Genomic DNA, 23,314 nt, shown 5'->3' on the forward strand with positions numbered 1-23,314 from the left:
TCTCAGAAGGAATTAAAAAACGGTAATAATCTTAACAGATTAGCCTGTTATTTTCTCGCCACTTTCTTTCAGAAACACATATATAGATGATCTAAATAATTTATATATGAAAATACTTAATTATTAATTCGATAAACCGATTGAAAATTAACTTTTTATTGGAATTATTCAGTGATGCTTAATATTAATAAAAATTAATAACTTATATATATATATTTAAAAAAATACTACTGAGTCACACTTGGTTAAAAAAAATACTATTGTTTAAAAAATAAACCGCAGTTAATATGTGAATTGTGTAACATAATACCTATAAGAGTGTTTTAAAATGAATAAAATATATAAATTAGTTTGGTCGAGTGGTCTTAATGTTTGGGTAGTGTGTTCTGAGTTTGGAAAAAAAACAAAATCATCAAGTAAGGCATCTATTTTAATGGGTGTCGGATTAATCTTAGCACCAAATGTTGGATTTACTGCAACTTGTGGAACTACAACCGTACCTGATAATGGATTTGCTTGTTCAACTATATTAAATGCAAATACTCCAAATGGAGATTATGGTGTACTTAATAAAAAGAACATTCACATTACATCTAACATTGAATATGGCAAAAATTTTGTACTTGAAAATCAAGATATAAAAGTCACAAATTTAAAATATGAGGCTACAGGAATACTTCTCGGGACTAGCGGTTATGATTCTGGACAAATTCGCTACAATACTTTAACAGGGAATAACTTAGCTGTTGTTGCAGATGGTGTTAATGCAGGGACATATTCTATTACAGGATTAGGAGCAGCCTTTGGTGGGAGTGTTTATTTTAATAATGTAGATTTGACTTTCTCGAATGCAAATAATGGCGATATTAATGGTCTGATGGCTGGTCAGGCATATAATGATGTAGCGGTGGCATCTGGTAACGATAAAACTAATTACATTGAAATTAAAAATAATTATTCTTTCACTGCGGTTAAAACCGATTTAACAGACGAGAGACCCGTAACAGGAATTAAAGCAATTCAAAACAATGACGGTAGAGCTTCCAATAGGACTGGCGTTGGTCCTACAGCTCATATTGTTATTAAAGGAAACTATGTGGCAGATATTACTGCCGCATATGGCAATGGTGTCTATGTTTCAGGTCAGGACTCAGCAACACGAGCGATGCCACTTGTAGAGTTATTAGGTAATACCAATATTACTTTGCATGGCGGTGGTAATGCTTTGCATATTGGGAAAAAAGATAGATCTTTTCGTCCTTTTCTTGTGAATCGAGATGGCTGGGGTGCAGGTCAACTCAATTTTGGTGACAACTCTAATGTAAACATTGATCAGTCTGATGCAAAAGGTGAAGCAATTGTTTTAGCCTATGGTGATTCAAAATTAGAAGCAAGTAAAACAAAAGAATTTAAAGTCCGCTCTCAAGATTCAGCACTTCGTGTAGGAAATGACTTTTTAACGAACTCTGTTCAAAATTCAACTACAGAAATTTCTGCAAATATTAATAATGCTGATTTTGCACTTTCAAATGACACTTTAGCGGCATCGTTGCTAAGAGTTGATAATAATCAAGCAGATGTTAAATTTAATTTTACTGGTGATAAAACCCATTTAGTTGCATCTAAGCAAGGCGCTTTGTTACAAGTGGGTAACTCTTCAAATATAGATATGATTGTGAGCGAGGGTGAAATCCAGGGGCTTACAGAAATGGGGAGCACTTCTTCAATTGATTTGACATTAAACGATGGTGCAGTATGGCAACTTGCTAAAAAAGGTACTGCTACACAATCTGAGCTTTCAATATTAGTACTTAATAACTCAATTATAAATGGTTTTGATGTAAATAATGCAAACTGGGGAATCTCTGATTTTACTATTAAGGCGGACAGTTTTACTTCAAATAATGGTGTAGTTAATCTAGACAATGGGAAAGTTGGAGATAAACTGAAAATTGATGGCAATTACATCGCTAGCGGCAATGCAACTATTAAAATGAATACATTGTGGAATGCCACAGGTGATGATGTCGGCACAAACTCATTTTCTGATGTATTAACTATTACAGGCACCGCACAAGGTTCAACGCGTGTAATACCAGTCAATCCAAATGGTGTATTAAATACAATTGATGGTGATGTTGTTCAAATCAATCAAATTATAAATACCATACCTGTAATTTATGTAGAAAAATCTGGTGCAAATGCATTTACAGGGTCTGCAAGAACAACGGGTATTTCACAGGTTCAACTTGTAAAACGTACGCAAGGAACCAGTGATGAATACTACTGGACAGCAAAAGCTTTAGAAAGAAATGTCGACATATATAACCCTGAAACACCTAATTATACTCAAATGCCGATTGCGAATATGGAATTGGGTTATACAACACTAGGAACATTGCACGAACGTCGAGGTGAAAATCAGACGCTTTCTTGGGATGAGTGTGGAACATGTGTGAAAGACAATAAAGGACAAAGTTGGGGGCGTATAGTTGGTAGTCATTTAGATTTGGAAGGAAAAAACCGTTTTAATTTAAATGGTGAACAATATTTAATGCAATTTGGTCACGATTTTATTATTCATGAAAATGTAGAAAAACAATCTCGTAATCATACAGGTGCGTACATTTCATATGGACGGAGCGATTTGAATTTTGAAGATCGTTACAGAGCGATTGATGGCAAAGTTATAGATAATAAATTTACAGGAAGTGGAAAATCTGATGCGTTTAGTCTTGGTTTATACAATACCCACTATGATAAAAATGGTTCATATATAGATTTAGTAGGTCAAGTTTCTCATTTACGTAATACATATAATTCTGATGGCTTAGCTGAAGTAAAACAAAATGGTTTTGGTGCAGTCCTTTCGGCTGAAGTCGGACGTCCATATGCATTAACAGAACACAAAGAGAATGAATCAGGTTGGATGATTGAACCACAAGCTCAATTAGTCTATCAATATTTAGGTTTAGACTCATTTAATGATGATGTCCGTACAGTCGATCAAAATGATCAACATGGTTTACGCGGTCGTTTGGGTATTCGTTTAGCGCATAATAGTGAAGCTAAAGGTTTAAGAACAAATACGATTTATTTTACAGCCAACGTACTTCATGACTTTCTAAAGCAAAGTGATATTAATATTGGTCCAGATACTATCAGTGAAAAGTATAACAATACATGGGGATCTGTTGGAGTAGGTGCACAAGTACCTATAAGCCAACATGGTTATGTTTATGCTGATGGGCGTTATGAGCATTCATTTACATCAGAAAAGCGTGAAACTTATAAAGGAACTTTAGGTCTGAAATTTACTTGGAAGTAGTAATCGATGATTAACCTTTTAAATTTACTCTATGAATAAACTGATATGAAAGGCGATAAAATGAAAAAAATATATATTGTGCTCGCATTCGCACCATTATTTTTAACTGCATGCGCAGGAAATGTAAGCCATCGTTGGTGTCCTCCACTTGAAGTGGTTGCGGAGCCAGCACCTGTTGTGTATGAAACTGAAACAATTCAACTTTCAGCAGATGCATTATTTAAATTCGATAAGGCTAGAATTAATGATTTGTTGCCAAAAGGTAAATTAGAGCTTGATACACTAATTGCTAAATTAAAAAGTCATTATGGTATTGTGAAACAAATTAATATTACAGGGCATACTGATCGTTTAGGATCGGAACAGTATAATTTAAAACTTGGAATGGAGCGCGCTGAAACAATCCGTAGCTATTTGTTAAGCAAAGGGATACAAACTGATTTCAATATTTCAAGCAAAGGGAAGCTTCAACCTGTAACTACCAATTGTACTGATATAAAAGGACGAGAAGCGTTAAAAGCATGTTTGCAACCTGATCGTCGCGTAAGTTTAGATATAATTGGAATAAAAAATAAATAAAAATCTGTAAAAATAAAAAGAGACTAAGGGTTTCTTTTTATTTGTCATAAATCCTTCATTATTCTGTCATAAATATAGTGCATATTATTAAAAATAAGAGTTTTGCTACTTTTTTGATCAATCATGCGAAATATTACAATTAAATGAAACATAGCTGATTGTTGTTTTAAAAATTGGGGAGTTTTATTAAGACTTTGATTTATATGTATTAAATATTTTATCTTGTATGATTTTACAAGATGGACTACAACAAAAAAGTATAAAAACTGACTTTATATGACAATGGTCTGTCATATAATTGTCATAATTAAATTGAACAATAAGGGGATATTCTTATCCTCTTTACTTGCTTGCATGAATTCTAATCAATCTCCAGTTTCAGATTCAGTACAACAATCGGCGAAAATTTCGTCGACTAATGTTCATGTACCAACACCGAAGTATTTTATGCCGGTGTTTTTAACAGTCATTATTTCTACGCTTATTTATATTGGCTTCCAATTGGTGGCTGATTTATCTCATGTACCTGCATTAAGCCTTTATTCAGTAATCTTGCTTGCAACAGCATTATTTATTGCTTTAGGTTTTGAGTTTGTGAATGGTTTCCATGACACAGCCAATGCCGTTGCAACTGTTATTTATACCAATGCATTGTCTGCACCTGTTGCGGTAATGTGGTGTGGTTTCTGTAACTTTCTTGGTGTAATGGTTGCAAGTGGTGCAGTTGCTTACGGTATTATTGCTTTACTTCCTGTAGAACTGATTATGAATGTCGGTTCTGGTGCAGGTTTTGCAATGGTTTTTGCCATGTTAATTGCAGCTATTACTTGGAACTTAGGTACTTGGTATTTTGGTATTCCTGCATCTAGCTCGCATACGCTTATTGGTTCTATTTTAGGTGTAGGTATTATGAACTACATTCTAAATTCAAGCAGTGGCGCATCTGGCGTAGATATGGAGCAAGTATTAAAAGTAGGTAAAGCACTTTTATTTTCTCCATTAATTGGTTTTGCATTTGCAGCTGTGTTGTTCTTGTTGGTTAAAAAAATCTTTAAAAAACAATTAGAATTATTCCAACCACCTGAAGGCAATAAGCCACCACCACCATTAATTCGTGCACTTTTAATTTTCACTTGTACAGGTGTAAGTTTCGCGCACGGTTCAAATGATGGTCAAAAAGGTATGGGTTTAATCATGCTGATTTTGATTGGTTGTGTACCTTTGGCATATTCTTTAAACAAGAATTTAGATCAACAACATATTCAATCTTTCAGTGATTTATCTACACAAGCTGCTGAAGTAATTTATGCAAATCATGCAGATATTACAGATGAAAAAGCGCGTGAAGTATTAACTACATACATTCAAACTAAAGAGTTAACACCTGCTGTTGTACCTGCATTGGCAAGTATTACAGATCATTTGGGTGATCGTGTTGGTCAATACGGTTCTTTAAAAGATGTTCCAGAAACTGAAGTTTCTGCACTTCGTAACGATATGTACTTGAGTGCAACAACATTCAAACGTTTAGATAAAGCAGAAGCTTTACCTGCAATGAATGAATCTCAAGCGAAAGTAGTTGATCAGTACCGTGACAATATGGATTCATTCCTACAATATATTCCTACTTGGGTAAAAGTTGCTGTAGCACTTGCTCTTGGTTTAGGAACTATGGTGGGTTGGAAGCGTATTGTTGTAACTGTTGGTGAGCGTATTGGTAAGCAACATATGACTTATGGTCAAGGTATGTCTGCCGAGCTTGTTGCAATGACGACAATTGCTGCTGCTGATGGTTTTGGTATGCCAGTATCAACAACTCACGTACTTAACTCTGCTGTAGCAGGTACGATGGTTGCCAACAAATCTGGTCTGAACTTCCAAATGGTTCGTACTATTCTTTCAGCTTGGATCTTCACTTTACCTGCAACAATCTGTTTATCAGGTGCGTTGTTCTGGTTATTGTTAAAAGTATTCTAAGTTTAATGAATTTAAAAAAGCTGCCAAAAGGCAGCTTTTTTATTGGGTAATTTTTAGCAGTTTTATAATAGAAACTTAAATCTAAAATAATTAAACGCAGATTACTTGTTTAGATTTTTCTTAAGTGCTTTAGGAAGTTTAGCTTCTGCAAAACCATAAAGCGCTGCTAAAGGTAATGCTGTACGTGCTAAATAAGCAACACGCCAAAGTCCGCCATGGTTAGCACCTTCCATCATTAGTTCTAATGGATGTTCTAATTTCACTTCAGGGTTTGCTACAGATTTAGGATTACGTAAGTCGTGAATCCATAACGCTGCCATAATTGCATTTGTTGTTTCAGGTTTAAATGCTTCCACATCAAATAAGCTTGCACCGTTAAAGGCTGCTTTTAAAAGCGGATTTTTAGTTACAGAATGTGTAGTTGTGGATGGTGCAATATTAATACTGACACGTTGTCCCATATGTCTTGCTAAAGTTGCACGCCATTGTTGAATGCGTTTTGCTAAAGCATAGTTAGGACCTTGTTCAATGACTAAACAGTCTGCAATACCATATTGCTTACCATTTTCAGAGCTATAAAGTTCTGTTGAATTTTCTTTAAACAAATGTTTAAAGCTTAAAGATGATATGGCTTTAGAAAGTGTTTTTTGAAGCTGTGAGCGATCATTAAACTTTGCAGAAGATGCATCTACAATTTCTTTTGGAATTGCATAAACATCGGTTGGGGTACACATAAACATTAAGCTTGTATTGGCTTTATGCGTACTCACAAATTGCATAATTGCATCCATTGCCATAGATACACGTACATGCTTTTCACCATCTAAATATGCAATCGCAGCTAGGTCTAAATCATTTGGTTTTTCAAGTAACCATTGTGCAATTTCAGGTGTTTGCGTTAATAAATTCGCGCCAAGTTTTGTTTTTAATACGGAAATATCTGTATTTGCATCAAGGTTTTCTTGTGATGGAGCATAAAGCGTTGCATTACCGCTTTTAACCGTATTTAAAATTTTGTCCCAAACACGTTCACTTGGTAAATCTACAGCAACAATATTGGCTTTCCATTTAGATAACCAAGTTAAAGGGCCTGCTTCAGATGCAGCGCCAAACAATACCATTGTTCGATCAGATAAATCGAACCATTCAGGATGAGCAATGGCTTCACGTAAAGCATTTGCATGGCTTGGCTCTACAATGCCGTTATTTTCCCAAGTTTGAATTTGAGACAGTAACGCATCACCTTGGAGCTTTTGTCCTTGATAAGGTACATACCATTCAGGAGCAGAAGTATTTTCACCTTTCACAGCAAATGTATGAAGTGAATGATTTGCAAATTGCATAATGTTAGCAAAGCAATGCTTCTGACCATCACGGTAAAATTCAAATGATTGATGGGCTTTATTTAAGCCAAGTTCAGCAATTTTAATCGGGTCATTTATTGTTTTAATACCAGATTCTACAAGTGCCTTGAAATATTGAGGATAAGTTTTACGCCAATTTTTTTCTTTAATAGCTTGTTGAGCAAGACTTGGATTTACTGTTGAAAGTGCTTCAGCAATAATTTCACGCCCAGTTTTTGATGTACTCGGCTTATTGTTTTGTTCTTGAATAGGAAATTGAAGACCATCTAGGATAGGGGACGACATTGCAAAATATCTCGATATTAATGATGTAAATATACAGATGTATACAATATCGCTGTAGCTTTGCTAGACCGTTGGCATTTACTTCCAAAATAATAGGATTATGTTTCAAGTTATATAGATGACGTGAGTTAAAGTCATGCTTTTTGGTGTACAAACTGAAATAATAAATTCATGTGATAATTGTAATGATGGAGTTTATTTTATGAGGTTTAACAGCATGGAATACAAAGGAATACTTAATTTGGTATGTATAAATAATGAACTTAAATTGGTTTGGTTATAATCACGTACAGAAAGTATGTATTTATGTAAAATGTGACAATTGTCACATTGCTTTGAGTGTATAGTGAGTAATAATTAATCTACTGGGTTTTTAGAGTTCACGTAAATGTCACCTATTTATTTATTTACCTCCAAATCTATGGGACTTCCATCGGCAGTATTCACATCTTTCGATTTAGCATCTGATTGGATTAAAAGTAACTATTTAAGCGGTATTTTAATGGAATATCCAGTCGATCAAAGTTGTTATGACTGGGCGATTGAGAGTGGGTATTTTAAAGAAAAGTCAGTTATTGATCGCTCTCCAACTTTCATTGAAAAATTTGTATCTGCATATCAGCAAAACTGGCATTTTGAACATGGTGAAGAACTCTGTCATCAAAATATGCAAGACAAAACTTAAAAGCAAAGAGACGAAAGAATCATCCCTTTGCTTTTAAGTTTGAATACCTATAAATGAATTAAGCTTAGAACGGTAAATTTGAAAGCTTATTTAGAAAATGTGGAATTAAGCGTGGTTCAATAATAATTGTGATGATGACACCGTAAGCTGCACCCCATAAATGTGCGCTGTGGTTAATGTTACTGTTTCCTTTTTTACCTGACCAAATGCTATATACAACATATAACACAGCAAAAATAATGGCAGGAACAGGAATGAAAAATACAAAAATAAGTTTCCACGGTTCAAATAAAATATAAGCAAATAAAACAGCAGAAACGGCACCTGAAGCCCCAAGACTTGCCCATCTATGATCATTTTTATGTTGTAAATAACTTGGAATAATGGCGGCAATTAATCCACCCAAATAAAATAGTACAAAGCCTAAATCGAATAAATACTGACGATAAAAAGTTTCAATAATGCTTCCAAAGAAGAATAAAGTGAACATATTGAAAAGTAAGTGCATTCCATCTGCATGAACAAAACCATGCGTAATAAATCGATCATATTGACCTTTTTGCATAGCAGGTGGCCAAAAAATAAGACGATTCATTAAGTTTTGATTGGAAAATGCCAAGAATGAGATGATCACCGTAATAATAATGATCGTAACAGTATGGTTAAAAGGTAATTCGAACATAGTTAAAGCTAATCAGAAATTATTCTTCGATTGCCCATAATGCCATTAAATTCATTAAAATTTTGAACTTTTATAATTAATCCGACAAATTTAGTTGAATTTTAAAAATTACCCCGCATCTTCAGTTAGAATAGCGACTTCAGCTTGAGGAAATATTGATATGTCGACTGATAACACCAGCACTGCAGTTGCAGAAGAAATTCCAAACTTATTAATTACTCCGACTGCTCAAGAGTATTTAGCGGATTTATTAGCAAAACAAAATACGCCAGGTATTGGTGTGCGTGTGTTTGTGGAAAATCCTGGTACGCCACGTGCTGAATGTTGTATGGCTTATAGTGCTCCTGAAGAAGTGCTTCCTACAGATTACAAACAAGATTACCCAGATTTTCCTGCATATGTAGATGCGCCATCTATTCCATATTTATTAGATGCGGTAATTGATTACAATAAAGACCGTTTTGGTGGCCAGCTTACATTCCGTGCACCAAACTCTAAGGTTCCGCGTGTAGGTCCAGATGCTTCAATGGAAGAGCGTATTACTTATATTTTACAATCTGAAATTAATCCTGGCTTAGCAGGGCATGGTGGTAACTGTGCATTGGTTGAAGTTGTAGAAGATGAAGAGCATGGTTTAACAGCAGTTCTTAAATTTGGCGGTGGTTGCCAAGGTTGTTCAGCAATTGACGTGACATTAAAGCAAGGTGTTGAAACAACATTAAAACAGCATATTCCTGAGTTAGGACGTGTTGTAGATCAAACAGATCATACACAAGCCGATGGTGCTTACTTTAAGTAATTCATAAATATTAAAAAATAACCTCCAAAGTTGGAGGGTATTTTTTAATTAAAACATAAAATAAATAATAATCATTATTAATAAGAGTTGCATTTAGATTTAAATTCACTACAATGCGTTACGAAAAGTTACATATTCTCTCCTCAATTGCATATGAGTTGATTTCAAATGACGCAAAAATTTCTTAAAAATACTTTAGCTGTATCAGTTTTATTTGCATTAAATACAACTGTAGCTGCTAGTGAGCAAGTAACAGAAAAAACAAATACAACGCAATTAGAAAAAATTGTTGTGACTGCAAGTGGTTATGAACAAAATGTTGCGGAAGCTCCAGCTTCGATCTCTGTGATCACGGCTGAAGAAATCGAGAAAAAATCATATAGCAATGTGACAGATGTGTTGAAAAACGTTCCAGGGATTTTTGTACAGGGAGGGGGGAGTAATCAGTCTGTTTCTATTCGTGGTATGTCACCTTCATACACATTATATTTAGTTGATGGAAAGCCTATGAATGATGGCGGTCAATTAACAACAAATGGTGGAATATCGGGAGCTTCGGTTAATTTTTTGCCTCCAGTAGAAGCAATTGAACGTATTGAAGTGATTCGTGGTGCGGCATCATCGTTATATGGTTCAGATGCAATGGGAGGTGTAATTAATATCATTACCAAGAAGCATCAGGATAAAATGACGGGTGGTATTCGAACTGAATATGTGCATCCTGATAGTTCAAATGAAGTTAATAATGGTGAATTTAATACAAGTTTATATCTCAATACACCATTGATTGATAAGTTATTATCTTTACAAGTGACAGTAGGGTTTCAAAATATTAATGAAAGTGATTTACAAGTAAATACAGCAGAAGCGGGTGAAAGTGATCCTGAATTTAAGAAAAAAGATTTGGGAACAAAGTTTATTTTCACACCAAATGAAAATAATACGCTTATAGCTGAATATTCAAACACGTCACAAGAACGAACTCATACTTCAGGAAAAAGCTACCCAACTACTACAGCATCAACTTATACGAAGCTTGTGCGAGATATTTATAGCTTAACTCATGCTGGAAAATATGACCAATTACAACTAGATTCTTATATTCAATACAATAAAGATGATAATACGACAAGTACGGGGCGAAACGTTACTGTTGGTAAGGATTCGCAAAATAAAGATATTGTAGTACCGAATCCAGGTGGTATTGAGTTTGAGACTCTTACGCTTAATACTCAAGGATCGTATTTCTTTGAAAATAATAATTTAACTGTTGGTGCTAACTATAAAAAAGAAACTTTAACAGATGCATCTACAAATGCGAATCCATTAAAAGCAGGAACTGTGACAGAAATGGATCGTTATCAATGGGCTGTTTTTGCAGAGGATACTTGGAAACCGACCAGTAATTTAGCCTTAACTTTAAGTGGGCGTTACGACTATAACGAGTTTTTTAGTGGTCATTTTAGTCCAAAGCTTTATGCTGTTTACAATGCAACGGATAAAGTTATTGTTAAGGGTGGTGTAATTTCGGGATATAAAGCTCCATCATTACGTTCGGCAGCTTCAGATTTTACTTTAGGTTCAATGGGGGGAGCTATTATTGGTAATCCTGATTTGAAACCTGAAAAAAGCGTAACATATGAAGGTGGTTTTGCATTTACTGATGATGATTTAGGTTTGCAAACCAACCTAATGTTTTTCAAAACAGACTTTAAAGACAAATTAACTAATACGGCTCGAGATCCATTAAGTCAACAAGAAGGTAGTAGTTGGTACGATGAATATCCTGACTTACCTTATATTTCTACAGGTTATAGATTCCAATACAACGTTGATGAAGTGGTTTTAAAAGGAATTGAGTTCACTACGGATTACAGCATCACGGATTACTTAAAATTTAAGCAATCATATACATATACAGACAGTGAGCAAAAATCGGGTGATTTGAAAGGTTATTCGCTTAACGCTATTCCGAAGCATATGTTTAATGCAGGTTTGGATTGGGATATCAATGATCAGTTCTCAGTGTGGACTCAATTAAACTATAGAGGTGATACTGAATCACATAGCTATAATGCAAGAACAAATTTAGTGACAACAACAGAAACGAAATCATACACCTTTGTGGATGTTGGTGGTTTGTATAAATATGATGACCAACTTGAATTTGCCGCTGGTATATATAACGTAGCAAATAAAAATGTGCAGGATGATGGCAATGCATGGGTACTAGATGGTCGTCGTTATAGCTTCGCAATCAATTTTAAATTCTAAATAGTGTGAATTGAGGGCTTAAAGCCCTCAATTTATTTGTTCACTTTGCATTAAAAACGTCTTTAGGTTTAGCATGAATAAGCAAGATGGTTATATTTTAGATACGACATATCCCGTATATTTTTATAAAGAAATGCAACCAATTTGGTTAAAAACTATCTTTGATGTCATGGGGCTAAAAACGGTTGAATTAGATAAATCTTTTTCTTATTTAGAGCTTGGTTGTGCAAAAGGAATTAATTTAATTATTGCAGCATTACATTATCCCCAAGGCAAATTTGTGGGAATTGATTTTAATCAAGAGCATATCCAATCGGCTAAAAAACTGGTACAGCTTCTAGACTTAAAAAATATAGAATTTATTGAAACAGATTTTGAAACATTCTTAGCAACGAATATCCAAAAATATGATTTTATTGTGAATCATGGGACATTCTCTTGGGTGTCTTCAACACAACAGCAAAATATTTTAGAAATTGCATCTAAGTACCTTAATGATTTAGGTGTCTTTTATTTACATTACATGTGTTATCCAGGTTCAACTGAATTACAACCTATTCAAAAATTATTAAATTTGGTTGATCAAAAAAATGGCATGAGTTCTTTAGATGGCATTTACAAAGGTAAAGAGCTCTTTACTCAATTACGAGATGCGGGGGCCTTTATTGATTATCCAAAAATTCAACAAATACAAAAAACGCTTGAGCAAAATGATGAATATTTAGCACATGAGTTTTTAACAAATCATTGGCAGCCATTTTATAGTGTTGATGTTCATGAGCGTGTATTTGATGTAACTAAAATGGCATTTATTGGCAGTGCAAATCCTTGCGATAACATTGAAAATATTAGTATTCCTTCAAAATTGCATCAAATCTTAAAAGATACAAAAGATCCTGCATTGAAGGAGTATCTAAAAGATATTGCAAGAAACTCTAAGCAAAGATCCGATATTTTTCAGAAAAATCCTAAAAGGGTAACAACTGAAAAACAGTTAAATATTTTAAACTCAATAACATTTAAAGTAATTCGTGATTATGATAAACATCAAAAAATTGTGTTTAAAACCCCTATAGGGAATATTCAAGCGCATGATAATGTTGTTTATCCATTATTAGATCTGCTAAAGCATAACCATTGTAGTCTTAGTGACTTATCTAAATTAGTCCCATTTCAAAACAACTTATATTTTTTAATAGAAACAATATTTTTATTGATGAATGAAGGGTTTATACATCCTTTTAAGAATGATATGGGGGCGGTAAATAATTTAAAAATAACAAGTTTTAATAATTTTATGCAAGATAGTAATATGCATTTAAGATTATCGAAATACTGTGTGGTTAATGTTTAAAAGGATATAAATAAAGAATATTTAAGTTATTTACAAAACCGCTCCGGCGGTTTTTTTTATATTTGAAAATATATTCAGGATGTAAATCTTGTAACTGTATTAGAGAGTCCTGTTAATTTAATGTTAGTCGTAATGATAATGATTTGCGTTAATTTTACATAGAGCTATAAAATCCACCAACTTTTTAATATTTCTTAACAGTTGGTGGGTCTAATGCAACACAATTTTAGTAAAACAATATTAGCAAGTTTGATATTAAGTAGTCTTACAGGTGTAGTTTATGCAGAAAAGAATAATGAAAAAAGTGCTGTAAATACTGAAACTGCAAAATTAGAAACGATAGTTGTGTCCGCAAGTGGGTTTGAGCAGAATATTAAAAAAGCAGCTGCAACTATTTCAGTATTATCACAAGAAGATATCAATAAAAAAGCATATCGTGATGTAACTGATGCACTTAAAGATGTACCTGGCGTAGTTGTAACAGGTGGCGGTAGTTCAAGTGATATTAGTATTCGTGGTATGGGCAGTGCTTATACGGTCATTATGATTGATGGTAAAAAAGTAAATACACGTTCAGTCCGTCCAAATAGTGATAATTCTGGCATTGAGCAGGGTTGGTTGCCAGGTATTGAATCTATTGAGCGAATTGAGGTAATTCGTGGTCCAATGTCTGGACTTTATGGTTCAGATGCAATGGGCGGTGTAATTAACATCATTACTAAAAAATCTGCGACAGAATGGTCTGGTGCTGTAAAAGTAGATACAACATTACAAGAAAATTCAGACTCCGGAAATATTCATCAAACGAATGCTTATGTTTCAGGACCATTAATTAAAGATTTATTATCTTTAAAAGCCAACGCTACGTATTCGAAGCGTGAAGAAGATAATATTATTGGAGGTTATAAAGAACAAAAAATGCGTGCAGGTGGCGCAACATTAACCTTAACGCCAAATGATAAACATGCAATTGATTTTGACTTTAAGCGTTCTATTCAAAATCGTAATGGTAGTGTTGGAAAAACCATCGAAAATAAACCAAATAAAAAAGGTGAATATCCAACAGATTCATTAACAGATTACTATCGTACCGAATACAGTATTTCACATAGAGGTGAAGTGGGGGCTGTTAAAACAAATTCCTATATTCAGCGTGAAGAAAATGAAAATCCTTCAAGACAAATGAAAGCAACAAACACAACGTTCAATACCAATAATCAGTTCCAATTAGGTTCACATGATATTAGTTTTGGGGGAATGTATTTAAAAGAAGAGCTAAATGATGAAGGTAATCAATTAGAAGTAAATGGAAAAGTTCTTTCAAAATTAGATCGTTATAGCTGGGCTTTATTTGCAGAAGATAACTGGAGAATTGCAGATCCATTTGTTTTAACAACATCACTTCGTTTAGATAAAGATGAGAAATTTGGAGATCATTTAAGTCCTAAAGTTTATGGCGTTTGGACTTTAAATGATGAGTGGATTGTGAAAGGTGGTGTGTCTACAGGTTATAAAACGCCGGCTTTACGTGCAACAGTTGCAGAGTGGGGGCAAGTAACTGGTGGTGGTCAAAGTAATGGTGTAATTGTTGGTAATCCAGATTTGAAACCTGAGAAAAGTATTAACTATGAAGTATCGGCAAATTGGGATAATAACGCGAATTTAAATGCAGGAATTACTGTATTTAATAGTGAATTTAAAGATAAAATTACAGAAATTCGTGTATGTAATGGTGATTCAGGTTCGGCAGGTTGCCCTTGGTTAGGTGAGAATTTTGATTTTGTAAGCCTGCGTGAAAACGTAGATAAAGCCAATATGCGTGGTGTTGAAACGACATTTGGCTGGCAAATAAATGATTCTGTTAAGTTAAATGCGAATTATACATTTACAGACACAGAGCAAAAAAGTGGTGTAAATAAAGGCAAGCCACTGAATGAAATGCCAAAGCATATGTTTAATACCACTGTAGATTGGCAAGCAACAGATACAGTAGGTACTTGGACTCGTGTGAATTATCGTAGTGAAACGTCTGATTATTTAAGTCGTACTTCTATGGCTAAAGGCAAACCTGCTTATACAATGGTAGATGTTGGTTTAAACTACAAGCCTACAGATAAAATTCAAGTAAATGCAGGCGTTTATAACTTATTCGATAAGAAAATTGATACCGATACATATAATTATGTATTAGATGGTCGTCGTTATAATTTAGGGTTAACTTATAAGTTCTAATTTATAGACTACAAATACTAAAAAGCCTCCAATAGGAGGCTTTTTTTATTTCGTTAGAATTTTTTGAGCTTGCTCAGAATAATAAAATTTTTCCAAATAAAAGCGAGCGCGAGTTTTTAAATGTTCAGTAGAAACCATTTTTTGAATAATGGGCGCTAATAAATTTTGCAATTCATTTTGAACTAAGGCTTCATCAATATTTAAATCACGTAATAATAAATCTAAAGAGCGTTCTTGATTGCGTACATACCATGCATAAATACCATCATGAACTTGCTGTTTTAAATAGTTTGTTTGGCGAATGAAATCCCAAATTTCATGTCCCATTTCTACAGTTTTTGGTAAATCTTGCGTTTCAATATAGTTTTTTAAAACAGATAAAGGCTTGTCTTTAATTTTATGCCATAAATTTGCTTGGAAATGGTAAAGTTTATTGTCATCAAAATGATTATTTAAAACCTGTTCACTCATTTGGCTGAACTTTTGAATATTCTTTTGCAAATAGTTATTTATGGTGTTTTCTAAATTGGAATCGGTCACTGTTTCTAATACAGATTTTCCAATTTTCATAAAGCTTGAAACACCAGGAACGCTTTTCACCATTGCAGAATTATCTAAATAATCTTGAATAGAATGTTGAATAAGCTGTGTCACCATTGCAGAAAAGGCTTGGTTGTTTACAACGGTTTTGATTAGGCGCTCTCTGTGACCACTTTTACTTGCAACATATTGTGCAATTTTATCTACTGTTAAAACAGGAATAGCATCTGCAATTTTAGTTGTTTCATTAATAGGGTGTACCAAAGCAAAGCGAATATGTTCAGCAATTTGTTCAATTAAAAATGCGCTTGCAGGCGTTGCTAAAACTTGTGTTTGAATGAGCTGATTAATTTGTTCAAATGTCCAAATATCTTGAAGTTTTTGTTTTCTAAACCAATGGTGAAAATGCAAAAACTCATCTTCAATTGTTTTAGCTTGAGAAAATTCATGTTCTAAAAATTCGAGATGAGCTTCTATGAGTTGCTCAATCATTGGGTTTTTTTGCATAAAAATTCTAAAAGCCTAGTTGAAAGATATTAGTTTATCAGCAAGTGGATTCTTTAGGTCCTGTGTCTTTGAAAGGAATGGTAAATAATGTTGAGCAACTAGCTTTTCAGCTTCAATAATTGGCATATGTCCGACATTATTTAAAATAATTGGTTTTTCTGAGCGTTTTAAAAGTTGATGTAATTCGCTAGCAACTTCATAATTAATAATTTGATCTTGCTTGCCCCACATAATGAGAGTAGGGGCTTCAACATTACGTGTTAGCTGTGCAAAAGTATCGGGCGTGTAAATTCGGTTAAGTTTAACAATTTGGTCAATTGCTTGATTTGTTTTTGCTGATCTGGAAATTAAAATTTGTTCTTGTGCTTCTTTAAGCTCGGAAGGAACTTTAGGTGGTTTGGTCATTAATTTATGAATGACTTGTTCAAAATCACCTTGTTTATAAACAAGTAAATTTTTAAGCGTTTTCGGATCTTTGGCATAACGAGTATTTGCCTGTTTATAGATTCCTGCACTACTAAGTAAAAAAAGGCTTTGTGTATCAAATGGATATTGTGATGCATAAACTGTAGCAACAGAACCACCTAGTGAATGACCTGCAATATGGAGGTCTTTATCTATATGAATGCTTTGTGCAAAGTTTCTAAGTTCTGAGGTAATGTTCGGAATAGACATATCAAAACTTTTGGGAAATGTTGTGTCGCCATTTGTAGGTAAATCTGGAGCAATGACATGGTAGTGCGGTGTTAAGTAATGTGCGACACGGTTCCAGTGATCCCGAGTTCCTGCTAAACCATGAATAAGTAAAACTGTAGGCTTAGAAATATCACCACCTTCATTATATGTCCAAACAATATCACCCACTTTTAGCGTTTTTGTTTTAAGTCCTGCTTTTGATCGTTCTTGTTTTAAATAATTTTGTAAAATATTGGCTTCGTTGTTTTTTGTATCTTTTAATTTGTCTGCATAAGAAAAATTTGAACAAAATACAGCCAGACTAATACAAACTGCATGTCTTAATTTGAAGAATTGAATATTTATTTGTTCCATTTTTGAGCCCCAAATTTTGCATTCTTACAAATGTACTAAAATATTAGATTTATGTTTTGCCTATAAAACAGCATTAAAATTATTCAATCTATTTGATTCTATTATAAATAATTTAATCCGACTGTCATCCTTTGTTTTTGTAAGATTCAATTAAAGCTGAAATTAAAATGTGAGAAGTGTCATGTAAAGTTCACTTTTAATTTATTCATTCAAACTTATAAAAAATAAGCAGCTATTATTTTTTGCAAGTGACAATCAAAAAACATGAGATTAAACTATGACAACTTAAAAGGTCGGTGGTAGAAATAATGCTAACAGCAGCAGAAGCTTTAGATCGTTTAAAAAAAGGAAATTTGCGTTTCGTTCAAGGTGAAACGAGTCATCCTAAGCTTTTGACACATCAAGAACGTGCAGAAATGGCAGGAAATCAAGAGCCATTCGCAATTATTTTAGGTTGTTCTGACTCTCGTGTACCCGCAGAAATGGTGTTTGATCAGGGGTTGGGGGATCTATTTGTTATTCGTGTTGCTGGTAATATCGTAGCGCCATCTCAAGTGGGTAGCGTTGAATTTGCAGCAGATAGTTTTGGTTGTCCAATTGTTGTGGTTTTAGGTCATACACATTGTGGTGCGATTCATTCAACAATTGATGTACTTATGAATCCAGAACAATCATCTTCTGCAAACTTAATGTCGATTGTAAATCGTGTTCGTCCATCCGTTGAAATTTTAATGCAGACCGAATTGAAAGATGATTTAGAAAAACTTTCACAACATGCCGTTCGTTCAAATGTATTTGCTTCCGTAAATCAACTTCGTCATGGTTCTGCCGTACTTGAGAATTTAATTGGTCAAGGCAAGTTAAAAGTTGTAGGCGCAGAATACTCATTAGAAACGGGAGAAGTAACTTTCTACGATTTCTAAAAATTATAAATAAATAGTAATAATAAAAGGCGCTTTATAAGGCGCCTTTTATATATGGGTATGCATTGTTTAATAAAATAGGTTGTGCTTTAGCATTCGGATGAATTTGGTCTTTTTGCATTAAGCTTTTATTACCTGCAACATCTTTTAAAAAGAAAGGCATTAATTTAATTTTATATTGATTACTTACAACTTTATAAGAATTTTCAAATGCTTGTTGATATGCAGAGCCATAATTTGGTGGAATTTTCATTCCAAATAAAATGACTTTGGCATTCGATTTTTGGCTTAAGTTTACAAGTTGTGCCAAATTCTTTTGAATGAGCTGCGGTGGTTGTCCACGTAAACCATCATTTCCACCCAGTTCAATTACAACAATATTGGGTTTATGTGTTGTTAATAATTTAGGTAATCTTGCTAAAGCACCGCTAGTTGTTTCACCGCTAACACTTGCATTGACCACTTTATGTTTTTTGGGATATTGTTGCTCAAGACGTTTTTTGAGTAAATTAACCCAGCCTTGTTCAACTTGAACACCATAACCAGCACTCAAACTATCTCCAACGATCATAATCGTTTTTGCTGAAACATACATGGGCAAGATGCTGAAGCACACCAAACAGATATACGCCAATACACGATTTTTAGAATTGCGACTTTGCATACAGGGACAATATGACCGATTTCACCAAGAATAATTCCATCATGCCACAAGCAATTATTTCTGCACAACAATTGAGTCAGAAGATACAACTTGCACATAAAGAGTTAAGTATTTTTGAAAATCTTAATTTAGAAATAAAACAAGGTGAGCAAGTTGCAATTACAGGGCGTTCAGGTTCTGGTAAGTCAACACTATTGGGTATTTTAGCTACTTTGGATCAGGCAAGTTCAGGTCAGCTTATTGTATGTGGTGAGCAAATTCAGACCTTAAATGAAGAGCAACGTGCTTTAGTTCGTTTAAAAAATATTGGTTTTGTTTTTCAATCTTTTCAGCTATTACCTCATTTAACAGCGCTTGAAAATGTGATGTTACCTTTAAGATTAAAACCTGACTTTAACTATAGTCACGCTGAAAACAAAGCATTAGCACTATTAAAAAGAGTAGGCTTAGAGCGTCAAGCAACACAAACACCTAAAGTTTTATCGGGTGGTGAACAGCAGCGTGTTGCAATTGCTCGAGCATTAATTAGTGATCCAAAAATTATTTTTGCAGATGAGCCAACAGGCAATTTAGATGGTGAAACTGCAAAAGAAATTGAACAATTACTTTTTGAATTAAATAAAGAAATTGGAACAACTTTGGTTTTGGTTACACATGATGTTCAGCTTGCAGAACAATGCCAAAAACATTATGAATTATTGAATGGTCAGCTTGTAGATCGAACTCAGGAAGCATAAAAATGAATGCTCTTTTTCGACCTTTATTTATTCAAAGTTTTAAAAGTTCAGGAATCTATCTGCTTATTATTGCTTTAATTTTAGCAATAAGCGCAACTACAGCTTTAAAGTTTAGTAATGAACAAATTCAAGATGCTGTTGCTTTACAGGCGGCCGAAATGCTCGCAGCAGATTTGGTCATTACCGATAATTATCCTATAGAAAATAAATGGCGTGAAGAAGCGAAAAAACTGAATTTACAGCAGTCTAATGCGACAGTTTTTGGTTCTATGGCATTTACCAATGATCAATTTGTGATGGTGAATGTAAAGGCAATAGATGATGCCTTTCCTTTACGTGGTGAGTTAAAAGTCAAAGAAAATGCATCTGAGAAAATAAAGTCAGGTGAGGTTTGGCTAAGTTCACGAGCAATGGATTTACTGAAAGTAAAAGGTGGAGACACACTTAATATTGCAGATGGGCAATTTAAAGTGGGTGCTGAAATTGAACATGATTCGAATCAAGAGCTTGGTTTTTCTGCATTTTCGCCAACTGTCATTATTTCACAAGCAGATATAGCAAAAACCAATGCCATTCAAACAGGAAGTCGAATTGAGCATCGCTTGTTACTTTCTGGCGATGCAAAAAATACTAAAAAGTTTGAGCAAACTTTTAAAGCAATTGTAAAGCCAAATAAAAATGACACAACTGCCGATAATGCAAATGCGGATGAGCAAAATAGTTTAAGGCTCTGTAATGCAAGTGAAGGTAATACTCGCTTGATGAAACCAATTGCAAATTTAGATACCTTCTTACAACTTGCTAATATTTTAACAATTTTATTGTGTGGTATTGCAATTGCGCTTACAAGTCAGCGTTATGTGCAGCAAAATCAATATCATATTGCTTTACTTCGTTGTATTGGCTCCACAAAAAAACAAATTTTAACTGCGTATTTAAGTTTGCTTGCTGTTGTTTTGGCTATTTCTATTGTGGTTGGATGCGTTGTTGGGTTGGCACTTGGCTATGTTTTATTACAGCTTATGCTACAGCTTATCCCACATATTGAATTGCAATTTTCAGCACTTGATATGTTGTTAGGACCTTTACCAATAGCTATGCTGACAAGTGCAGTTGTACTTTTAGGATTTGTTGTTCCTAGTCTTATGCAATTATTAAATACACCGCCTATTCGTGTGATTCGTCAACAAGAAAAATCTGTGAAATCTATGCTTTGGATGTTACTCACAGGCACATTAGGTTTAGTTATTTTTAGCGTAGTTTTAACTGAAAATTTAGTATTAACGCTGTGGGTAATTGGCGCAATTATTGTATTGTGCGCTGTTTTATATGCATGTATTTGGGCGGTTCTTAAATTTATTCAAAGCTTGAAATGGAAAGTTTCGGCTTATGTGCGTGTACCATATCAATCTGCATTTCAAATTACTGCTTTAGCTTTAGGGTTAAGTTTAATTACAGTTTTAGCTGTGTTAAGAACAGATTTGTTAGATCGTTGGCAGCAACAATTGCCAGAAGGAACACCCAACCAATTTGTATATGGTTTACCACCATTTGATATGCCTGAACTAAAAAAACAGTTAGATGAAAATCAATGGAAAAGTACGCCTTTATATCCAAATATTCGTGGCAGATTAGTTGCTAAAAATGATCAACCTTTTGCTCAAGAATTAGTTAAGCAAAACAACTCTTTGCGCCGTGAACTTAATTTAACGCAATCAGAGCAATACCCTACAGACAATATAATTGTAGAGGGAAGTGCAAAATTTACGGCTAAAAATGAAGTTTCTGTAGAAGCTAAAACCGCAAAAGAGTTAGGTATTCATATTGGCGATAAACTCACATTTAGCTTGCCTGATGGCTTATTAGAAGCCAAGGTGATTAACCTACGAACCGTTGAGTGGGAAAGTTTTAGTCCTAATTTTTTCTTTATATTTTCACCACAAACTATGGATGAAAATGCAGGAAGTTATTTAGGAAGTTTCTATGTTCCTGAGCAAGATAAGCCCAAATTAATTGAAACAATTCAGCAATTTTCCAATACGGTGTTTATTGATATCAGCCTTATATTGGATGAAGTAAAACGCATTGTGAGCGTGTTGGTTCAAATTATAAGTTTACTTGCGATATTGGTGAGTGTTTCGGGAATTTTAGTGTTGATTGCATGTTTGAACTTACTGATGGAAGAACGAAAACGTGAAGTTGCATTATTACGTTCTTTTGGTGGTTCTAAGCAAAAACTTAAGCAAATGATGACCTTTGAAATTGGATTTATGGGCTTGGTTGCAGGTATTGTTGCGTGTTTATTTGCTGAAGTAATTAGTGCAATTGCTAGTTATAAAATGGATTTAATGATGCAAATGCATTGGGAAATTTGGTTGATTTTACCTTTAAGTATGACGTTGCTTTGTGCGCTGATCGGACGTTACAGATTAAGTTATTTATCTGAAATTCCACCATTACAAAGTTTAAGAGAGATGAATCAATAAGAGATTCATCTTCATTTTATGTTTTAGCTTGGAGCATTTAATTCGTTAAATGCTCAAGTAATGCTTGCCAAAGTGGTGAAATGTATTCTACTTGAGCTAAGCAGTATTGGTAGCTGAAATAACAAAGAACGCTACCTAGAACAATGCCAAACCATGTGAATAGCTTACTTTTATTAAATTTCTGTCCAAAGTACCAAATAGAAGTAAGCAATAAGCCCATCAACATTCCACCAATATGAGCGGCATTATTAATACCTGAAATCATAAAGCCCATACTTAAGTTAATTGCCATCACAATAATGAGGGTCTTTTTATCTAGAATAAATTTTTGACGTGCTAATGGCGGTAATATTGCTAAAAGCGTTAAAGATGCACCTAAGCCCATTACAGCACCTGAAGCACCAGCGCCTACACGAGGCAGTAGTTCAGGAATCATTGCATTAGAACTAAGTAGGGTATAGCTGTCTTGAATAGAGATATATCCACTTAATAAACTGCCTGAAAGCCCTGCTAAAATGTACAATCCTAAAAAATACCAACGCCCAAAAAGCTGCTCAACCACACTGCCAAAAATATATAAAGCCCACATATTGAGCATGAGGTGAATTAGCCCAAAGTGGAAAAACATACTACTAAATAAACGAAATGGTTCTGCTAAAAAAGTTAATGGTGCATAATCTGCACCCCACCGAATTGCATCAGCAGAACTTGGATTTGAAACATCCATACCTGTAATCACTTGCCATGAAAACAAAGCAACATTAATGGCAATAATGACGGCAGTAAGCCACCACAGATGGATTTCAACTTTTGTGTGAATAATTGGTGGATTTTGATTGGACATATGA

The 23,314-nt window shown here is 34.1% G+C and carries 17 protein-coding genes; 11 read left to right on the forward strand and 6 right to left on the reverse strand.

Annotated features, from left to right (window positions below; translation table 11 throughout):
• The first annotated feature begins 328 nt into the window (after positions 1-328).
• The 3 genes from SKM54_RS01235 (at position 329) to SKM54_RS01245 (ending at position 5,884) form a co-directional block, all read left to right on the forward strand.
• Entirely contained in the window at positions 329-3,328 is a 3,000-nt protein-coding gene (locus SKM54_RS01235) for an autotransporter outer membrane beta-barrel domain-containing protein (RefSeq protein ID WP_321090918.1), read from the forward strand.
• A gap of 60 nt (positions 3,329-3,388) precedes the next feature.
• Positions 3,389-3,907: an OmpA family protein gene (locus SKM54_RS01240; RefSeq protein ID WP_321090917.1), complete on the forward strand. Its 519-nt coding sequence runs from the start codon at positions 3,389-3,391 to the stop codon at positions 3,905-3,907.
• A 354-nt stretch (positions 3,908-4,261) separates the two neighbouring features.
• Positions 4,262-5,884 carry an inorganic phosphate transporter gene (locus SKM54_RS01245; RefSeq protein WP_154773047.1) on the forward strand — a complete coding sequence of 541 codons (1,623 nt, stop codon included), beginning with the start codon at positions 4,262-4,264 and terminating at the stop codon, positions 5,882-5,884.
• Positions 5,885-5,985: 101 nt separating this feature from the next.
• Here SKM54_RS01245 and SKM54_RS01250 read toward each other — a convergent pair whose 3' ends face one another.
• Positions 5,986-7,533: a hypothetical protein gene (locus SKM54_RS01250; protein WP_154773046.1), complete on the reverse strand. Its 1,548-nt coding sequence runs from the start codon at positions 7,531-7,533 to the stop codon at positions 5,986-5,988.
• A gap of 388 nt (positions 7,534-7,921) precedes the next feature.
• On the opposite strand from SKM54_RS01250, the gene SKM54_RS01255 reads away from it, so the two are divergent.
• Positions 7,922-8,218 (forward strand): DUF7710 domain-containing protein, encoded by a 297-nt coding sequence (locus tag SKM54_RS01255; protein WP_248101789.1) that lies wholly within the window; start codon positions 7,922-7,924, stop codon positions 8,216-8,218.
• Between the two features lie 64 nt (positions 8,219-8,282).
• Here SKM54_RS01255 and SKM54_RS01260 read toward each other — a convergent pair whose 3' ends face one another.
• Positions 8,283-8,900 (reverse strand): rhomboid family intramembrane serine protease, encoded by a 618-nt coding sequence (locus SKM54_RS01260; protein WP_321089580.1) that lies wholly within the window; start codon positions 8,898-8,900, stop codon positions 8,283-8,285.
• A 160-nt stretch (positions 8,901-9,060) separates the two neighbouring features.
• Here SKM54_RS01260 and nfuA point away from each other — a divergent pair, with 160 nt between their 5' ends.
• From nfuA to SKM54_RS01280, 4 genes are all read left to right on the forward strand, one after another.
• A complete protein-coding gene (gene nfuA / locus SKM54_RS01265) occupies positions 9,061-9,699 on the forward strand; it encodes a Fe-S biogenesis protein NfuA (protein ID WP_154773043.1) in 639 nt (212 codons plus the stop codon).
• Positions 9,700-9,867: 168 nt separating this feature from the next.
• Complete coding sequence (locus tag SKM54_RS01270) at positions 9,868-11,973, forward strand: TonB-dependent receptor domain-containing protein (RefSeq protein WP_321090915.1); 2,106 nt, start codon at positions 9,868-9,870, stop codon at positions 11,971-11,973.
• A gap of 73 nt (positions 11,974-12,046) precedes the next feature.
• Positions 12,047-13,327: a class I SAM-dependent methyltransferase gene (locus SKM54_RS01275; protein WP_321090914.1), complete on the forward strand. Its 1,281-nt coding sequence runs from the start codon at positions 12,047-12,049 to the stop codon at positions 13,325-13,327.
• A 213-nt stretch (positions 13,328-13,540) separates the two neighbouring features.
• Positions 13,541-15,559 carry a ligand-gated channel protein gene (locus SKM54_RS01280; protein ID WP_321090913.1) on the forward strand — a complete coding sequence of 673 codons (2,019 nt, stop codon included), beginning with the start codon at positions 13,541-13,543 and terminating at the stop codon, positions 15,557-15,559.
• A 45-nt stretch (positions 15,560-15,604) separates the two neighbouring features.
• Here SKM54_RS01280 and SKM54_RS01285 read toward each other — a convergent pair whose 3' ends face one another.
• Both SKM54_RS01285 and SKM54_RS01290 read right to left on the reverse strand, forming a co-directional pair.
• A complete protein-coding gene (locus SKM54_RS01285) occupies positions 15,605-16,606 on the reverse strand; it encodes a hypothetical protein (RefSeq protein WP_321090912.1) in 1,002 nt (333 codons plus the stop codon).
• Positions 16,607-16,621: 15 nt separating this feature from the next.
• Positions 16,622-17,656: an alpha/beta fold hydrolase gene (locus SKM54_RS01290; RefSeq protein WP_321090911.1), complete on the reverse strand. Its 1,035-nt coding sequence runs from the start codon at positions 17,654-17,656 to the stop codon at positions 16,622-16,624.
• Positions 17,657-17,964: 308 nt separating this feature from the next.
• Here SKM54_RS01290 and SKM54_RS01295 point away from each other — a divergent pair, with 308 nt between their 5' ends.
• On the forward strand, positions 17,965-18,579 hold the full coding sequence (locus tag SKM54_RS01295; RefSeq protein ID WP_154773037.1) for a carbonic anhydrase: 615 nt from the start codon (positions 17,965-17,967) through the stop codon (positions 18,577-18,579).
• Positions 18,580-18,613: 34 nt separating this feature from the next.
• Here SKM54_RS01295 and SKM54_RS01300 read toward each other — a convergent pair whose 3' ends face one another.
• Positions 18,614-19,243: an arylesterase gene (locus SKM54_RS01300; protein WP_248101780.1), complete on the reverse strand. Its 630-nt coding sequence runs from the start codon at positions 19,241-19,243 to the stop codon at positions 18,614-18,616.
• A gap of 11 nt (positions 19,244-19,254) precedes the next feature.
• Here SKM54_RS01300 and SKM54_RS01305 point away from each other — a divergent pair, with 11 nt between their 5' ends.
• Together SKM54_RS01305 and SKM54_RS01310 are read left to right on the forward strand one after the other, a co-directional pair.
• On the forward strand, positions 19,255-19,980 hold the full coding sequence (locus tag SKM54_RS01305) for an ABC transporter ATP-binding protein (protein WP_248101777.1): 726 nt from the start codon (positions 19,255-19,257) through the stop codon (positions 19,978-19,980).
• 2 nt (positions 19,981-19,982) lie between these two features.
• Complete coding sequence (locus tag SKM54_RS01310) at positions 19,983-22,466, forward strand: ABC transporter permease (protein WP_321093703.1); 2,484 nt, start codon at positions 19,983-19,985, stop codon at positions 22,464-22,466.
• 37 nt (positions 22,467-22,503) lie between these two features.
• Here SKM54_RS01310 and SKM54_RS01315 read toward each other — a convergent pair whose 3' ends face one another.
• Positions 22,504-23,310, reverse strand: coding sequence for a rhomboid family intramembrane serine protease (locus SKM54_RS01315; RefSeq protein WP_321090909.1), 807 nt, complete (start codon positions 23,308-23,310; stop codon positions 22,504-22,506).
• Positions 23,311-23,314 lie beyond the last annotated feature (4 nt).

The sequence above is a fragment of the Acinetobacter faecalis genome (assembly GCF_034187745.1).
GTDB lineage: Bacteria > Pseudomonadota > Gammaproteobacteria > Pseudomonadales > Moraxellaceae > Acinetobacter > Acinetobacter faecalis.

Excerpts from the sequence above, each read along its gene's own strand:
- SKM54_RS01260 (WP_321089580.1), bottom strand. The coding sequence starts at position 8,900 with ATGTTCGAATTACCTTTTAACCATACTGTTACGATCATTATTATTACG.
- SKM54_RS01275 (WP_321090914.1), top strand. The coding sequence starts at position 12,047 with ATGAATAAGCAAGATGGTTATATTTTAGATACGACATATCCCGTATAT.
- SKM54_RS01305 (WP_248101777.1), top strand. The coding sequence starts at position 19,255 with ATGACCGATTTCACCAAGAATAATTCCATCATGCCACAAGCAATTATT.
- SKM54_RS01285 (WP_321090912.1), bottom strand. The coding sequence starts at position 16,606 with ATGCAAAAAAACCCAATGATTGAGCAACTCATAGAAGCTCATCTCGAA.
- SKM54_RS01245 (WP_154773047.1), top strand. The coding sequence starts at position 4,262 with ATGAATTCTAATCAATCTCCAGTTTCAGATTCAGTACAACAATCGGCG.
- SKM54_RS01290 (WP_321090911.1), bottom strand. The coding sequence starts at position 17,656 with ATGGAACAAATAAATATTCAATTCTTCAAATTAAGACATGCAGTTTGT.
- SKM54_RS01300 (WP_248101780.1), bottom strand. The coding sequence starts at position 19,243 with ATGCAAAGTCGCAATTCTAAAAATCGTGTATTGGCGTATATCTGTTTG.
- SKM54_RS01315 (WP_321090909.1), bottom strand. The coding sequence starts at position 23,310 with ATGTCCAATCAAAATCCACCAATTATTCACACAAAAGTTGAAATCCAT.
- SKM54_RS01310 (WP_321093703.1), top strand. The coding sequence starts at position 19,983 with ATGAATGCTCTTTTTCGACCTTTATTTATTCAAAGTTTTAAAAGTTCA.
- SKM54_RS01240 (WP_321090917.1), top strand. The coding sequence starts at position 3,389 with ATGAAAAAAATATATATTGTGCTCGCATTCGCACCATTATTTTTAACT.
- SKM54_RS01280 (WP_321090913.1), top strand. The coding sequence starts at position 13,541 with ATGCAACACAATTTTAGTAAAACAATATTAGCAAGTTTGATATTAAGT.
- SKM54_RS01295 (WP_154773037.1), top strand. The coding sequence starts at position 17,965 with ATGCTAACAGCAGCAGAAGCTTTAGATCGTTTAAAAAAAGGAAATTTG.
- SKM54_RS01250 (WP_154773046.1), bottom strand. The coding sequence starts at position 7,533 with ATGTCGTCCCCTATCCTAGATGGTCTTCAATTTCCTATTCAAGAACAA.
- SKM54_RS01235 (WP_321090918.1), top strand. The coding sequence starts at position 329 with ATGAATAAAATATATAAATTAGTTTGGTCGAGTGGTCTTAATGTTTGG.
- SKM54_RS01255 (WP_248101789.1), top strand. The coding sequence starts at position 7,922 with ATGTCACCTATTTATTTATTTACCTCCAAATCTATGGGACTTCCATCG.
- nfuA (WP_154773043.1), top strand. The coding sequence starts at position 9,061 with ATGTCGACTGATAACACCAGCACTGCAGTTGCAGAAGAAATTCCAAAC.
- SKM54_RS01270 (WP_321090915.1), top strand. The coding sequence starts at position 9,868 with ATGACGCAAAAATTTCTTAAAAATACTTTAGCTGTATCAGTTTTATTT.